We start from the raw sequence: 15,658 nt of genomic DNA, 5'->3' as shown, positions 1-15,658 counted from the left end.
TGTCCAAATAGTTGCTATTTTGTCGCAGCACTGCTCGTTGGAATTAGATCCATTTTCCTAGAGAGACAATTAAATTCTGCTGAAGATATAAGTTAGTTAGGCAAACTAAGTCTGTTTTCACCTAATGCAAATCTCTCAAGAAACCATGTAGATAGCAGCCGAAAGCATAAATACAGTAAAAGTTATTGCTGTTGCTATACTTGGCGTGCACATCAACAGCAATATTGATGAACTAGAGCCTGAGCTATCACCGGCAGATAATTATGAGCATTTGAATTATCTTTGAGAGCAACTTTTTTAATGTTGGTCTTGAAACAGAATCAAAATGATCCCGAGAGGACAAAAATGACCGATCTACAACAAGATATTGATCCGATTGAAACCCAGGAATGGCTAGATGCACTGGAGGCCGTACTGGAAGAAGAGGGCACTGATAGGGCTCACTTTTTATTGGAGAAGCTTATCGATATGGCGCGCCGCTCAGGCGCTCACTTGCCTTATAAGTTGACAACCGCTTATTTAAATACAATTCCGACTTCGAAAGAAGCCCTGATCCCGGGTGATCAGGAAATGGAGCAGAGGCTTCGTTCTATTATCCGCTGGAATGCAATTGCCCTGGTATTGCAGGCGAGTAAGAAAAATCAGGAGCTGGGCGGACATCTATCCAGTTTCGCTTCTTCGGCGACTCTCTACGATGTTGGTTTTAACTATTTCTTCCACGGTACTAATGAAGAAAGAGAAGGTGATCTGGTTTATTTCCAGGGACACTCTTCTCCTGGGATATATGCGCGTGCATTTTTAGAAGGACGATTAACTGAAGATCAGATGAAGAATTTCCGTCAGGAGGTCGATGGTAAAGGGTTGTCTTCTTATCCGCACCCTTGGTTGATGCCCGATTTCTGGCAGTTTCCGACTGTTTCTATGGGACTGGGTCCTATTCAGGCTATTTACCAGGCGCGCTTCCTGAAATATCTGCAAAACCGTGAATTGGCGAATACACAAGATCGAAAAGTATGGGCTTTCATGGGTGACGGTGAGATGGATGAGCCAGAGTCATTGGGGGCAATATCACTGGCCGGTCGTGAAAAGCTGGACAATCTGGTATTTGTTATCAACTGTAACTTACAACGCCTGGATGGTCCGGTCCGAGGAAACGGAAAGATTATTCAAGAATTAGAAGGTGATTTCCGTGGCGCTGGTTGGAATGTAATCAAAGTTATTTGGGGCCGCTATTGGGATCCGCTTATCGCTCGTGACGTAGAAGGTAAGCTGCTCAAGATCATGGAAGAAACCGTTGACGGCGAATACCAGAACTACAAATCTAAAGGTGGTAAATTTACCCGGGATTATTTCTTCGGTAAAGATCCCGCTTTGCTCGAAATGGTTGCTAACATGTCTGATTCAGATATCTGGCGCCTTAATCGAGGAGGCCACGATCCAACCAAGGTATTTGCAGCCTATCATGCGGCTGTAAACCACAAAGGCCAGCCTACCGTTATACTGGCAAAGACTGTCAAAGGTTACGGTATGGGAGAAAGTGGGGAAGGAAAGAACATTTCTCACCAGGTTAAAAAAATGAATCTGGAAGCACTAAAACAGTTCAGAAATCGGTTTAATGTGCCTATATCTGATGAGCAGTTAGAAGATGCGCCTTTCTACCATCCTGGTGATGATAGTCCTGAGATTAAGTATCTGAAAGAGCGTAGAGCTGCTCTGGGAGGCTATCTGCCGGCCAGAAGAGCCAAGTCTGCTGATTTAACTATTCCACCGATGAAAGCATTTAGTGCGATCACAGGAGGCTCTAACGGAAGAGAAATTTCTACCACTATGGCTTTTGTCCGCATTCTTAATGTTCTGATCAAAGACAAAGAGATCGGGCAGCGTATCGTTCCGATCATTCCTGATGAAGCGCGGACTTTTGGTATGGAGGGGATGTTCCGTCAAGTTGGGATTTACTCTTCAGTTGGGCAACTCTATGAGCCGGTAGATTCTGATCAGGTCATGTATTATCGCGAAGATAAAAAGGGCCAAATCCTTGAAGAAGGTATTAACGAAGCGGGAGCAATGTCGTCCTGGATTGCAGCTGCAACCAGTTATTCCAATAATAACCTGCCCATGATTCCTTTTTACATTTACTATTCAATGTTTGGCTTTCAGCGGATAGGAGATCTGGCGTGGGCTGCGGGTGATATGCAGGCCAGAGGTTTCCTTATTGGCGCGACTTTCGGCCGAACTACGCTTAATGGGGAAGGCCTGCAGCATCAGGATGGCCATAGCCATTTATTAGCTTCTACAATTCCTAATTGTATTAGCTATGATCCGACTTACGGATATGAACTGGCATTGATTGTTCGCGATGGTATGCGTCGTATGTATGAAAATCAGGAGAATGTTTTCTATTACATTACTACCCTGAATGAAAATTACGTTCATGCTGAAATGCCAAAAGGTGCCGAGGAAGGAATTATCAAAGGAATGTATTTGCTGCGGGAAGGCAAAAAGTCCAAAGCCAAAAATAAACCCGCAAGAGTACAGTTATTGGGGTGCGGTGCGATATTGAATGAAGTGATTGCGGCAGCAGAACTGTTAGAAAAAGATTTTAATGTGGTTTCCGATATCTGGAGCGTTACCAGCTTTAATGAGCTGGCCAGAGACGGTCAGGAAGTGACTCGTCAAAACCTGCTAAATCCTGAAGCCAAGAAGCCGGCAACAAGCTTTGTTGAAGAATGCCTGGCTGGACGAGAAGGTCCGGTAATTGCGTCAACAGATTCAATGAAATCATATGCTGAGCAAATTCGAGGCTATATTCCTGCTCGCTATAGTGTGCTTGGGACGGATGGATTTGGGCGTAGTGATAGCCGAGAAAACCTGCGTCGATTCTTTGAAGTTGATCGCCACTACGTCGCGATCGCCGCTCTTAAGGCTCTCGCTGATGAAGGGACAATTAACGCGAAAGATGTGAGCAAGGCTATCAAGCTTTATAACATCGATATCAACAAACCTAACCCGCTATTTAGCTAATCGGAGGCATTGACCATGAGTAATTTAATTGCAGTCAATGTTCCCGATATTGGGGATGTAAGCGACGTTGATATTATCGAGGTACTGGTTTCTGTCGGTGATACTATTGCCAAAGAAGACTCACTTATTACTTTGGAGACCGATAAAGCCACCATGGATGTACCGTCCAGTGAGGCTGGAGTAGTAAAGGCGATTCACGTAAACGTGGGTGATAAAGTTTCCCAGGGAGACTTAATTTTAGAAGTGGAAGCTTCTGGCGCTTCTCAGGAAATCTCTCCGGCGCCGATTGAAGCATCTTCAAATGACACTGTTATTGCGGAGAAAGGAGAAACGGAAACGGTTAACACTGAAACTGTCAACACTGAAATGGTATCAGGTGGTGAAGTTGAAGAAAAAGATCTGGTTGTTCCTGATATTGGGGATGCCAGTGATGTTGATGTAATCGAGGTCCTTTTCAAGGAAGGAGACGTTGTTGAGAAAGAGCAGGGCTTGATTACCCTGGAAACAGACAAGGCTACCATGGATGTACCTAGCTCAGACGCTGGGACCATACTTTCCGTGTCAGTTAAAGTGGGTGACAAAGTTTCACAAGGAGATGTGATAGGCCGTATTAAAGTTAGCACCGCGACAGCGCCTGCTGATAAAACTGCGATAGATACTAAAGCTGTTCCGGTGCCCGCTCCCGCTCCAAAGAGCGCGCCTTCCAATCGTACCGCTCCGGTTCCAGAACATCCGCAAATGAAGAAAAAGTCTTCTGGTGGTGTTGTACATGCCAGTCCTGCGGTCAGACGATTTGCCAGAGAGCTGGGGGCTGATCTAACTCAGGTTAAAGGTTCAGGACCGAAAGGTCGTATACTGAAAGAAGATGTACAAAACTTTATCAAGTTTGAGTTGTCCCGTCCGAAAGCGACAGCTGCAACAGGTGCATTCGCGACGCCTCAGATGCCGGAAGTTGATCATGAAAAATGGGGGAATGTTGATACCAAACCTCTAACCAGAATACAGAAAATTAGCAGTGTTAACCTGCATCGAAACTGGATAAGTATTCCTCACGTTACCCAGCATGAGGATGCCGATATTACTGATCTGGATGATTTCAGAAAATCTCTAAAAGAAGAAGCTGCCAGAGATGGAGTTCGTCTGACACCTCTCGCTTTTATCATGAAAGGGCTGGTATATAGCTTAAAAGCATTTCCTAAATTTAATGCTTCTTTGGCAAATGACGGAGAAAATCTGATTCTTAAAAACTACTACCATATCGGGGTGGCGGTTGATACACCGAACGGGTTGACAGTTCCTGTGATCCGTAACGTCGACCAAAAGGGTATCTACGAACTGGCGAATGATTTGGCTGAAATGAGCGCCAAAGCCAGAGATGGAAAATTATCCGCTGATGATATGCAAGGCAGTAGTTTCACTATTTCCTCTCTGGGGGGAATAGGTGGTACTGGCTTCACGCCTATTGTAAAATGGCCCGACGTTGCCATTCTGGGCTTGTCTCGAAACAAGATGCAGCCGGTATGGAATGGTAAAGAATTTGTACCAAGGCTAATGCTGCCTATGTCTCTGTCATATGATCATCGAGTAATCGATGGCGCTGATGCGGCAAGATTTGCAGTTCACTTAGCTGAGACGTTGAAAGATATTCGACGAGTTCTATTAAAATAATTCAACTTTTCGAGAGAAAGTAAAAGGAAACATCGGGCTTTTGATTGCTTAAAGCCTGATGAATAAATTTATAAGGTGAAAGCACTATGAGTAATACTATTCAAGCGCAGGTTGTTGTAGTTGGCGCAGGTCCTGGGGGATACACCGCCGCATTTCGCGCCGCAGACTTAGGTTTAAACGTTGTTCTTGTTGAGAAATATTCAACCCTGGGTGGCGTTTGCTTAAATGTTGGCTGTATTCCATCCAAGGCATTGCTGCATTCAGCTAAAGTAATCGACGAAGCGAAGAGTATGGAGTCTCATGGTGTTTCTTTTGGTGAGCCTACTATCGATGTAGACAAAATCCGCTCCTATAAAGAAGGGGTTGTCGGCCAGTTGACCAAAGGCCTGGCGGGTATGGCAAAAATGCGCAAAGTTAAAATTGTGCAAGGTGTTGCTAAATTTACGTCTAATAATTCTTTATCTATAGAAGGAGACGAAGACGTTTCAGCGATTAACTTTGAAAACTGTATTATCGCTGCCGGCTCTCGCGTTGTACAACTTCCTTTCTTACCACAAGATGATCGTATTATCGACTCAACTGGTGCGCTAGAGTTAAAAGATGTGCCCGAAAAAATGTTAATTCTGGGGGGCGGTATTATCGGTCTGGAAATGGCAACCGTATATCGTGCTCTGGGCAGTGAGATAGATGTTGTTGAAATGTTTGACCAACTGATCCCCGCTGCAGATAAAGACGTTGTCAAAGTTTTACAACGTTATGTTAGCAAGCAATATAACAAAATCATGCTAGAAACTAGCGTGACTAAAGTCGAAGCGAAAGACGATGGTCTCTGGGTGACTTTTGAAGGTAAAAAGGCACCTAAAGAGCCTGTTCGCTATGACAAGATTCTGTCAGCGGTAGGACGTCGTCCTAATGGTGATCTACTGGACGTTGAAAAAGCCGGTGTTACCGTTAATGAGAGAGGTTTTATTCCGGTTGATAATCAATTAAAAACCAACGTTCCAGGCATTTATGCTATTGGCGATATTGTCGGTCAACCAATGCTTGCACATAAAGCAACGCATGAAGCGCATGTCGTTGCTGAAGTGATTGCTGGTAAAAAGCATGCTTTCGAACCTCAATGTATTCCAAGTGTGGCATATACAGATCCTGAAATTGCATGGGTTGGAATGACCGAAAAAGAAGCCAAGGAAAAAGGTATTGATTATGGTGTTGGCACTTTTCCCTGGGCAGCAAGTGGACGCGCTATCGGAGCGGGACGCACAGAAGGATTTGCAAAGTCTATCTATGATAAGTCAAATAACCGAATTATTGGTGCCGCGATTGTCGGGATTAATGCGGGAGAGATAATTGGCGAAGCTGGCCTTGCGATAGAAATGGGTTGCGATGCTGAAGATATTGCTTTGACCGTTCATGCTCACCCGACACTTTCTGAGTCGCTCGCTTTTTCTGCCGAAGCTTATGAAGGAACCTGTACTGATCTTCCTCCGGCACGTAAAAAGAAATAGACTATCGTTTATATCCAAATATTGCTCCCTCTCTCAAGAGAGGGAGAGATGCTAACAATGCGCTTTTTTACGATTACTTGCAAACTCATTCTAAGCCTGGTGGTTTTATCGGGCCCCCTGTCTCTAGCTCACTCAGCTGTAGTTATCCAATATCATCACGTCTCAGATAGCACTCCTCGTCAAACTAGTATCAATCCAAAGCTGTTTCAGGCGCATATGGATTATCTTGAAAAGAGTGGGTTCAAAGTCATTTCGTTGGAGTCTTTTGTAAAACAAGTCGAACAGGGTATTGATTTCGATGATAAGACTGTTCTGATAACTTTTGATGATGGCTATTTGTCGGTTTATGAGGATGCGCTACCGATTCTGGTTAAAAAGCAGTATCCATTCACTGTATTTGTTAATGCAAAACCGATTGAGCAGGGATTAAGTCAGTGGATGACCTGGGAGCATTTACGAGAACTAAAGCGAAAAGGCGCAACTATTGCAAATCATTCCTATTTACACCAACATTTAATACGAAAACAAGAGGGCGAATCCGATGGTGACTGGCTAAACAGAGTCAGTCATGACCTTGCCCTGAATCAGCAAAAACTCGACAAAGAACTAGGAAAGTCTGTCAAAGCATTGGCTTATCCTTATGGCGAGTATAACTCAAATATTCAAAAGCTTGTCCGTCAGTTGGGGTATGTAGGATTTGCCCAACATTCAGGAGCGGTAGATAAGTTCGTTGACCTGTCAGCAATTTCAAGATTTGCTTTTGGCGGAGATTACGGCAACATTGAAGATTTTGCCGTGAAAGTAAATACATTGCCATTACCTGTTATAAAGTGGAAGTTGCTCGACTCTCAGGGCGGAGAATTAACCGATCATGTATTGCCTGAAGGTGAATTCAGACCGAGACTTAAACTATGGCTGGAAGATGGGGACATTATCAAACGGCTTAACTGTTATTTTTCGGGGCAGGGTAAAACGGGCAAATTAACCAGCAAAGATAGCGTTGTTTTTGAATTGAAGGCCAACATCAAGGCTGGCCGTTCACGCTTTAACTGTACTGTAGCAGCTGACAAGGAAGGCAGGTTTTACTGGAGTTCTTATCCGGTAATTAAAGGCCTGCCTAATGGTCAGTGGTATAAAGAGTAGGCTTGGGAAGAAAACTTAAAATTCCTTCATCTGGATTGCGGTCCTTCATTTATTTTTTGTTTAACCATCTTGAAAATATAAATAGCAATTACAAAAACAAAAAATATTACACCAAAACTCATTATTCCTTCTGGGGTTGAAAAAAGCTCTTGTAGTAATCTCATATTGACTCTCCGATTAGATAACCTTAGTCATTCTATGGATATTCTAAAACTGATCCTTTGATCGGGGTCAACTCTCTGTGATAGCGACGCAAATTGTAGAAATAAGCGCTAATTCTTCGCTTTGGCGAACCGATCATTGCTCGTTGCCACTGAGCCAATAGAAAGGATTATCGGTATCCTGTGGAAATCCCCGTTTTTTTAAACTATAACAATAAGATAGGTGACTATTTCTATGTAAATAGGTCATGGATATTTAAACCAACCTTTTCAACCATTTAGTATCCTCAATGAAAAAAGCCAGTCTTGGACTCAAGGAAACTCTCGACAATTTTGATGTGCTCGAATTTGCTGAGTTTGAAGATGTGGCTATCTCTCCAAACTATAAAGTTTCTATTAAGAAAATAGGAGCATCAATTGTCTATGTGAAAAGCTCCGGTCCGTTAGAAGAAGTGACAGTTGAAGCAATGTATCGCCTGATAAATCAGTTTATCTCCGTGGCAAATGTGGAGCGACCTTACGTCGAAATTCGTGATGTTTTGAATACAACTGGTCGTCTTTCTGGTAAAGAAGTTGTTCATCAAAAAGAATACTTGTCAAAAAATGCAAGACATTTTAGAGCGTGGATATTGGTTAGCAACTACCGTTGGATGACGGTGTTTGCAAAAATAGCTTTTTTGACTATGAGAGTGGGGTTTCCTTTTATTTCGACTCACACGAGTCAAGAGGCAATATTGAAGGCACAAGCAGTCATCAATCAGGATTTCAAGGCTATAGAAAATGACAGGTCAGAGTTAAGTCAGGAGTTGTTCATAACCAAGCCTGACTGGGAGTACAAGAAAGATAAGACTCTGTATACAAATGCGGCAATTCCAGGGAAAATCCACTATTCAAAACTGAGCGGCTATTTTGACTTCGAGGAGTTAGAACTGGTTCGCGTTTGTCTCGAAAATTTTTTTAGTTCAGGAATTATCCCTCCAGGTCAATATATTCGAATTGCTGACTATTCCAGCGTTGTTGACGCTTCTTTTCAGGTGAGAAGTCAATATGGAGTAATTCTCAATGAGATGAATCATAAATACCACTGTTTTCCCGAAATTACCTATATCATAGGAGCGACAATTTTTGCGAAAACTTCGCTAAAAATTTATGCGGCATTTTCAAAAACAAAAATAGTGTTTGTTAACTCGCTCGACGAGGCATTCCAGAAAATTAATTATCATCAAACTGAAAAAGAGGCAAAAGGCAAAATACTGGTTTCCCAACGAGATATTGATGAGGTTAATGCTATTTGTGGACAGTTGCTCTGGGGGGCGTCTATAAAAGTAGAAGAGCCTTTAGTATCTGATGATAATGCACTTGCCGACCTGGTCAATTCGGTACTTGTTCTTAAAGAAGATATTGCGTCTCTAAGATTAAGAGATGTAGAACAAACTCGCGCGTTGGAAAAAAGAACCAGGCAACTCAATAACCTTTTAGAGGAGTTGTCTTTTGGTATAGTCATCGTTAGTTTTGATGATAGCAAAATATACTTCGCTAATAGAACAGCAGCAGATTATCTTAGAAGTTCAAAAGAAGAATTAATAGGTAGTTGTTGGAAGGAGTTTCTGTTCGAAAGTAGTCTAGATTATCAAGGCTTTATCTCTTCAAAGCTTCTTTATGAAAATATAGAAAAAACTATCAGGCGAAGAGATGGTAGTGAAATTGCTGTTTTGCAAAGTTCAAAGCCTTTTGAATACAACATGGAAAATTGTGTGCTCGAGACTTTAGTCGATATTTCCGAATTAGCTGATGCTCGACAAAAAATGGCCGACTATCTACATGAACTAGAACGAAATAAAGTTAAGATATTGACAGCGGTAGAACAGGCCGAAAAAGCGAGTAAAGCTAAGAGTGAATTCCTTGCAAACATGAGTCACGAGATTCGCACTCCGATGAATGGCGTTATCGGAATGACAAACCTATTAGCTGAAACGGAACTTAGCGATGTTCAGAGTGAATATGTTGATGCAATAAATACATCAGGTAAGGCATTACTCCACTTGATCGACAATATTTTGGATTACTCCAAAGTAGAAGCTGGCAAAGTAGAGCTAGACTCGGTTGAGTTTGATTTACGAGAACTAATTGAGGCGACAACACAAACGTTTAAACTGTCGAGTGCCAGAAAAAATCTTGACTTCTATCTGCATTTTCCAATCGGTTCAATCCAGTGGGTTATTGGTGACCCGGGTAGAATTCGTCAAGTTATTAGCAATATTCTTGGGAACGCTTTCAAATTCACAGAAAAAGGGGAGATAAATGTCGTTGTCGATTCTAAAGAAACTAACGACAGACAGGAGGCAATAATTGCAATTAAAATAAGAGATACAGGTGTTGGTATGAGTATGGAACAGCAAAACCGAGTTTTTGAAGCGTTCACTCAAGCTGATGCTTCAACTACAAGAAAATTTGGTGGTACGGGGTTAGGGTTATCGATTAGCAATCAACTTGTTGACTTGATGGGGGGAGTGCTGTCGGTGGAAAGTGAGACAGGAAAAGGAACTCAATTCAATGTGACCATGTGTTTGCCAATTGCCAGGAGCAAGCAGGAAAAGCTTCAACATCTAGTTAAAAATGTTGCTGATAATCAGTTCAAATCTAAAAAGGTTCTTTATTGGGGCGGAGGCAGGCACACCGAAGATATTAAAAGGTCTCTGCTAGGCTGGGGCTTTAGTATTGTGCCTGAAAGCGGGACCTTTGACATAGTATCTTATTTAAATGAGAAGAAGGCAGAAGATATTGCTTTGATTATTCTGGATGAGGCTAAAGAGCTAGAGCACCTAGTCGATGAAGTTGTAGAAATTAAAGAGAAAAAATACCCAGACTGTCAATTAATAGTTGTCACCACACAATTGATGGATGATTTGAGAAGAAAGTTCCGAGCAAGGAAAGTCTTTTTTGTTTCAGCACAGCCTCTTAGGATTATGGTTTTGTTTGATTGCTTGAGAAAGATGTTTGGAGGGATCGCTGATGACCAACTTTTAACCAATATTAACTTATCAAAAGATTATCCTGATATTTTCGGTAAACGAGTTTTGGTTGTGGAAGACAATCAGGTTAATCAACTAGTGGCTTCCAGAGTTTTGGAAAAGCTTGGGATTAGAGTTGGGCTTGCTGAAAATGGAGCAATAGCAATTGATGAAGTAAAAAACGGAAATTATGATCTGATTCTCATGGACTGTGCAATGCCTGTGATGGATGGCTATCAGGCAACCGCAAAAATTCGCTCGCTCTCAACTGATAAAAGTAATGTACCTATCATCGCTATGACAGCACATGCTATGCCCGGAGACAGAATGAAAAGCCTGGAAGCGGGAATGAACGACCATATCACTAAGCCTATCAGATTAAGCGAAATTGAACGAGTATTGCATAGTTACCTTTTAAAAAGCTAAATTAAATAGCACGAAACTATTAGACAATCGGTCAATATTTAGTGAGAATTCATTTTCTCCTGAATCAACAACAATAGTTTTGAGTATTCTCTTGAATTTTCTTTCACGTCTGCAAACCAAACAGAATTTTTTAGCCGTTACAACCATTCTAATGGCGATCACTTTTGCGGGCTGGTTGGCCATGTTAAATAATTTTGCTATCGAAAAGGCTAATTTTACTGGAGCCGAGATTGGGATGTTGCAAAGCCTAAGAGAAGTTCCCGGCTTTTTGGCGTTTACGGCTGTATTTATATTGTTAGTTGTTAGTGAGCAGACTTTGGCTCTTGTCGCTCTTTGTCTCATGAGTATCGGTGTAGCTGTGACCGGCCTGTTTCCGTTTGAAATTGGACTTTACGCCACGACGGTATTGATGTCGATAGGGTTTCATTATTTTGAAACGGTTAACAACTCTTTGGCGCTACAGTGGTTAAGTAAGGAAGAAGCTCCTGGCGTGTTGGGGAAATTAATATCAATACGCTCTATGGCATCTCTTGTTACCTATGCCCTTGTCTGGTTTTTCTTTTCTGTAATTATGATCGACTACTCTACTGCGTATTTAATTATTGGTAGCATTGGCTTCTTGCTTTTTCTATTTTTATGGACTTCCTTTCCAGCATTTAAGCCAGAAGTAGTCCAGCATAAAAAGCTTATTTTAAGAAGTCGCTATTGGCTCTATTATTCGCTGACTTTCCTCAGTGGTGCCAGACGACAAATTTTCATGGTTTTCGCAGGTTATCTGATGGTGGAAAAGTTTGGCTATTCAGTATCAAATATTGCGACGCTCTACATTATTAATCATATTTTGAACTGGTTTTTGGCACCCAGAATCGGTAAATGGATTGGCAGAATTGGTGAAAGACGCGCGTTAACTATTGAATATTCAGGATTGATTCTTGTTTTTGTTGGCTATGGTCTTGTTGAAAATGCTGAGTTTGCTGCTGCATTGTATGTGATTGATCATGTGTTTTTTGCCATGGCTATCGCCATCAAGACATTTTTCCAAAAGATAGCTTTTCCCGAAGATATAGCTTCGACTTCTGGAGTAAGTTTTACCATCAACCACATCGCGGCAGTGGTTATTCCTGCCAGCTTCGGATTACTGTGGCTCATCAACCCATCGATGGTGTTCTTCGCTGGCGCAGCTATGGCTTTTGGGTCATTGCTTTTGTCACAGTGGGTAGACAAAGAGTTGAGTTTAAAGGAAGCCGTAACTTCCTGATTGAAGTCATCTAATTTCCGAGATTTATTCTAGTAGTCAAGAAACATTAATCTTCCAGGTAATACATACCTGGGATCCAGCTCTTCTTGAAGGCTTTTGTTTGAGCAAGTTCCTCATTTTCGGCATCAATGAACTTAAAGTGTTTGGTGCCAATATTAATTAAATCCTGATCCGATAAAAGGTGAGTTTTAACTTCCTGATTATTCACAAAAGTATGGTTGGTACTTTCCAGATCATGTAAAAAGCAAACATAGGCGCCATCGGTAAGTTGCTTGAGCTCTATTTTGGCGTGCTTTTGACTGACAGATGGGTCATCAAGGAAAACATCATTACTAACTGATCGGCCAACAGTTATCCCTTTCTCGCTTATCTCGAACTTATTTAAAACTTCGCCGTCTACAAGTTGAACTAAAACTGCCATAGTCTTCTCTGTGGTAAATTATTCCAAAGCTATTTGGACAATTTTAAAATGTTTAATCGCTTTAATGAAACTTTTCTTTGTCGAATGCATTAATTTAACGATGTTTTGGGGCAGAGTTGGCACATTTGACTTCTACTGGCTTGCTCTGACAAGGCTATTCCGGTTTTTGTTGTAACACAGTGAATTCCCAGAAGAACCAAGCCTGCCATCAATAAAATCATGCATGTTAAATGTTTGGCTGTTCGCGCACTGCTCATTTTTGTTTACTCGATAATAATCTACCTTATTAGTGAGTAAGGCAATAGTTGTGCCTGCTATTTCAATTTCATACAACATATTGAAAATTAAAGAATTATTGTTTTTTTTTGCTACAGCCGTTCGAGACAGTGTCCGTAAATGGGAAAGGTACAGTCTTTGGTGTCCGTAAATGAGACTTCCGTAAATAATGCTTTGATAGTTAGGGTGAGCTTACTGGTCCATCGTCTTCTAGAACACGAACCCTTCTATATACAAAATTTGCGCTTTCAATTTGAGTTATCAGGTATAATTCTTTCGACAAAACTGACCTCATAAGGATAATTATGAAAATTGAAGAAAACAAAGTTGTTCAGTTCAAGTATAGGCTTTCCGATGTTAATGACAATTTACTGGAGGAAAGCGATGAAAAGGTTCCAATGGCATATTTGCATGGGCATGGAAATATTCTAAAAGCTCTTGAAAAAAAGCTGGAAGGAAAGGGCATAGGTGATTCATTTTCAGTAATTCTGGAGCCAGACGAAGCTTACGGAGATGTAAAGCCGGATGCTGAGCAAAGAATTCCTGTAAAGCATTTACAAGGAGCCAGGAATTGGAAAAAAGGGATGATTGGTGTAGTCCAGACAGAGCAGGGAAGGAAACAGGTTACAGTGGTGAAAGTCGGCAAGTTTATGGTAACTGTCGATTTCAATCATCCATTTGCCGGTAAGACGCTCAAGTTTGACATTGATATCCTGGATATTCGCGACGCTACCAATGAAGAAGTTGCGCATGGTCATGCTCATGGACCGGGCGGACATCATCATTAATATTGAAGGTTCATAAATTTAAATAATTTGTAAAAACAAAATCACTTGGTTGCATTTACAAATTGCAGCTGAGCTGATTGGAGGTGCTATGTCTGAAACAGTATTGATCACCGGTGCTAATCGGGGAATAGGTCTTTCGTTGGTAAAACAATACTTGTCGAGAGGAGACAAAGTTATTGGTGTTTGCAGGACAACTTCTGCAGAGCTATCTGCTTCTGGAGCTGATGTTATAGAAGGCGTTGATGTTTCAAAAGACACGGGGATCGGTCTTTTAGTTGAAGCTATGAATGGGAGACAGATAGATGTCCTCATCAATAATGCTGGTATTTTGCTTGGTACCAGTTTTGATGAGCTGGATTTCGACGCAGTCTTAACTCAATTCGAAGTAAACGCGGTTGCTCCTTTGAGAGTTGTTGTAGCTCTCAGCGATTGCTTGAAGAGAGGAAGCAAGGTTGCCATGATAACAAGCCGAATGGGATCTATTGAAGATAACTCATCCGGTGGCTCCTATGGTTACCGGATGTCCAAGACTGCGCTAAATGCAGCCGGAAAATCACTCGCGTTAGATTTAAAAGCAAGAGGTATTGCCGTTGCTCTTATTCATCCGGGTTGGGTTAATACTGAGATGGTTAATTTTAATGGCTTGATTGAACCAGAAGAGGCTGCCGAGGGAATTGTTACTCGAATTGATGAGTTGAACCTGGAAAGTACGGGGGGGTTCTGGCATTCCAACGGTGAGCCACTGCCTTGGTAAGTTTTGAATAAATTTTAACTAGTTAACTAATATTCTGTCCGGCCAACAACTTATGAACTAAGAGTTTGTCAGTAGGGTAATTGTCAGAATTATGGTAGAGTACGCGACTTTACTGCTCAGATTGAAGCAAGCTAACGTTTAAATCAGTACCATTCTGGAGAATTTATGTCTCATCAAACTGGAGAGTTCAGGTCTAATCAGACTTATAGCCATGTTGAAGATAACATCCTTAACATGATTGGCAACACGCCGATGATTGAATTGAGCAACCTCGACACCGGATGTTGTCGGCTTTTGGTTAAGCTGGAACTTGCAAACCCAACTGGTTCCGTTAAGGACCGTATTGCACTTGAAATGATAAACACTGCCGAGGCTGAAGGAAAGTTAAAACCAGGAGATACTATCATCGAAGCCACGGCAGGGAATACGGGGTTGGGACTTGCCCTGGTTGCCGGGCAACGAGGCTATCCGCTGGAAATTATACTGCCTGACAAAATGAGTAAAGAAAAAGAGTTCAACCTTACTGCCATGGGCGCTAAGGTTACCAGGACTCGATCAGATGTTGAAAAAGGGCATCCCGAATACTATCAAGATCTTGCAGAAAGACTTTCAAGAGAAAACGGTTATTTCTATGTCAACCAGTTTGGCAATCCGGCGAATGTTGCCGCGCATTATAAGACTACTGGCCCTGAAGTTTGGACTCAAACCGAGGGTAAAGTCGATGCGTTTGTTTGCGGGGTTGGATCAGGAGGAACTCTATCTGGAGTGGGCAAATATTTGAAAGAACAAAACCAGGCAATTGAAATGGTCCTGGCTGATCCCAATGGTTCTATTCTTGCGCCGTTAATTGAAACTGGCGAGGCTCCTCCGGCTGGAAAATGGCTTGTCGAAGGAATCGGCGAAGACTTTGTTCCTAGTATTTGTGATCTTGACCTTGTTAGCAAGGCATACACAATAACAGATAAGGAAGCTATGCTGACAGCACGAGAGCTATTGTTAAAAGAAGGTATTATGGCCGGATCTTCAACGGGTGTTTTACTTAAAGCCGCTCTTAAGTACTGTCAGGAGCAAACTGAGCCAAAAACAGTAGTAACACTGGTATGCGATACTGGAAACCGCTATCTTTCCAAACTTTACAGTGATGACTGGATGAGAGAGCAGGGTTTCTTGTCCTGAGCCGGGTAACAATTGAAATAGTTTTAAATGTGGAATCGAGTAAAACA

11 protein-coding genes are annotated in these 15,658 nt (G+C 41.9%); 9 read left to right on the top strand and 2 right to left on the bottom strand.

All coding sequences use genetic code 11. The features are described from left to right. Nucleotides 1-345: 345 nt before the first annotated feature. From aceE to IYN84_RS07230, 4 genes are all read left to right on the top strand, one after another. Nucleotides 346-3,021 carry a pyruvate dehydrogenase (acetyl-transferring), homodimeric type gene (aceE, locus tag IYN84_RS07245; RefSeq protein WP_196138476.1) on the top strand — a complete coding sequence of 892 codons (2,676 nt, stop codon included), beginning with the start codon at nt 346-348 and terminating at the stop codon, nt 3,019-3,021. A 15-nt stretch (nt 3,022-3,036) separates the two neighbouring features. Beyond that, nucleotides 3,037-4,689 (top strand): dihydrolipoyllysine-residue acetyltransferase, encoded by a 1,653-nt coding sequence (gene aceF, locus IYN84_RS07240; RefSeq protein ID WP_196138475.1) that lies wholly within the window; start codon nt 3,037-3,039, stop codon nt 4,687-4,689. A gap of 86 nt (nt 4,690-4,775) precedes the next feature. Beyond that, nucleotides 4,776-6,197: a dihydrolipoyl dehydrogenase gene (gene lpdA, locus IYN84_RS07235; protein WP_196138474.1), complete on the top strand. Its 1,422-nt coding sequence runs from the start codon at nt 4,776-4,778 to the stop codon at nt 6,195-6,197. A 57-nt stretch (nt 6,198-6,254) separates the two neighbouring features. Next, nucleotides 6,255-7,340, top strand: coding sequence for a polysaccharide deacetylase family protein (locus IYN84_RS07230; protein ID WP_196138473.1), 1,086 nt, complete (start codon nt 6,255-6,257; stop codon nt 7,338-7,340). Between the two features lie 26 nt (nt 7,341-7,366). Here IYN84_RS07230 and IYN84_RS21660 read toward each other — a convergent pair whose 3' ends face one another. Further along, nucleotides 7,367-7,504 carry a DUF3149 domain-containing protein gene (locus IYN84_RS21660; protein WP_196138472.1) on the bottom strand — a complete coding sequence of 46 codons (138 nt, stop codon included), beginning with the start codon at nt 7,502-7,504 and terminating at the stop codon, nt 7,367-7,369. Nucleotides 7,505-7,791: 287 nt separating this feature from the next. Here IYN84_RS21660 and IYN84_RS07220 point away from each other — a divergent pair, with 287 nt between their 5' ends. Together IYN84_RS07220 and IYN84_RS07215 are read left to right on the top strand one after the other, a co-directional pair. Continuing rightward, nucleotides 7,792-10,938 carry an ATP-binding protein gene (locus IYN84_RS07220; RefSeq protein ID WP_196138471.1) on the top strand — a complete coding sequence of 1,049 codons (3,147 nt, stop codon included), beginning with the start codon at nt 7,792-7,794 and terminating at the stop codon, nt 10,936-10,938. A 91-nt stretch (nt 10,939-11,029) separates the two neighbouring features. Continuing rightward, nucleotides 11,030-12,196: an MFS transporter gene (locus tag IYN84_RS07215; protein WP_246722605.1), complete on the top strand. Its 1,167-nt coding sequence runs from the start codon at nt 11,030-11,032 to the stop codon at nt 12,194-12,196. Between the two features lie 46 nt (nt 12,197-12,242). Here the strand turns inward: IYN84_RS07215 and IYN84_RS07210 are convergent, their stop codons facing one another. Further along, entirely contained in the window at nt 12,243-12,617 is a 375-nt protein-coding gene (locus tag IYN84_RS07210) for an FHA domain-containing protein (protein WP_196138470.1), read from the bottom strand. 581 nt (nt 12,618-13,198) lie between these two features. On the opposite strand from IYN84_RS07210, the gene IYN84_RS07205 reads away from it, so the two are divergent. The 3 genes from IYN84_RS07205 (at nt 13,199) to IYN84_RS07195 (ending at nt 15,611) form a co-directional block, all read left to right on the top strand. Further along, a complete protein-coding gene (locus tag IYN84_RS07205; RefSeq protein ID WP_196138469.1) occupies nt 13,199-13,681 on the top strand; it encodes a peptidylprolyl isomerase in 483 nt (160 codons plus the stop codon). Between the two features lie 88 nt (nt 13,682-13,769). After that, a complete protein-coding gene (locus IYN84_RS07200) occupies nt 13,770-14,435 on the top strand; it encodes an SDR family oxidoreductase (RefSeq protein WP_196138468.1) in 666 nt (221 codons plus the stop codon). A gap of 165 nt (nt 14,436-14,600) precedes the next feature. Continuing rightward, a complete protein-coding gene (locus tag IYN84_RS07195; RefSeq protein WP_196138467.1) occupies nt 14,601-15,611 on the top strand; it encodes a PLP-dependent cysteine synthase family protein in 1,011 nt (336 codons plus the stop codon). Nucleotides 15,612-15,658 lie beyond the last annotated feature (47 nt).

This window comes from Aliikangiella sp. G2MR2-5, assembly GCF_015687155.1.
In the GTDB taxonomy this organism is placed as follows: Bacteria; Pseudomonadota; Gammaproteobacteria; order Enterobacterales; family Kangiellaceae; genus Aliikangiella.
Note: the sequence above shows the minus strand (reverse complement) of the source record. Positions and strands in the feature narration are given on the sequence as shown.

Excerpts from the sequence above, each read along its gene's own strand:
- aceE (WP_196138476.1), top strand. The coding sequence starts at position 346 with ATGACCGATCTACAACAAGATATTGATCCGATTGAAACCCAGGAATGG.
- aceF (WP_196138475.1), top strand. The coding sequence starts at position 3,037 with ATGAGTAATTTAATTGCAGTCAATGTTCCCGATATTGGGGATGTAAGC.
- lpdA (WP_196138474.1), top strand. The coding sequence starts at position 4,776 with ATGAGTAATACTATTCAAGCGCAGGTTGTTGTAGTTGGCGCAGGTCCT.
- IYN84_RS07230 (WP_196138473.1), top strand. The coding sequence starts at position 6,255 with ATGCGCTTTTTTACGATTACTTGCAAACTCATTCTAAGCCTGGTGGTT.
- IYN84_RS21660 (WP_196138472.1), bottom strand. The coding sequence starts at position 7,504 with ATGAGATTACTACAAGAGCTTTTTTCAACCCCAGAAGGAATAATGAGT.
- IYN84_RS07220 (WP_196138471.1), top strand. The coding sequence starts at position 7,792 with ATGAAAAAAGCCAGTCTTGGACTCAAGGAAACTCTCGACAATTTTGAT.
- IYN84_RS07210 (WP_196138470.1), bottom strand. The coding sequence starts at position 12,617 with ATGGCAGTTTTAGTTCAACTTGTAGACGGCGAAGTTTTAAATAAGTTC.
- IYN84_RS07205 (WP_196138469.1), top strand. The coding sequence starts at position 13,199 with ATGAAAATTGAAGAAAACAAAGTTGTTCAGTTCAAGTATAGGCTTTCC.
- IYN84_RS07200 (WP_196138468.1), top strand. The coding sequence starts at position 13,770 with ATGTCTGAAACAGTATTGATCACCGGTGCTAATCGGGGAATAGGTCTT.
- IYN84_RS07195 (WP_196138467.1), top strand. The coding sequence starts at position 14,601 with ATGTCTCATCAAACTGGAGAGTTCAGGTCTAATCAGACTTATAGCCAT.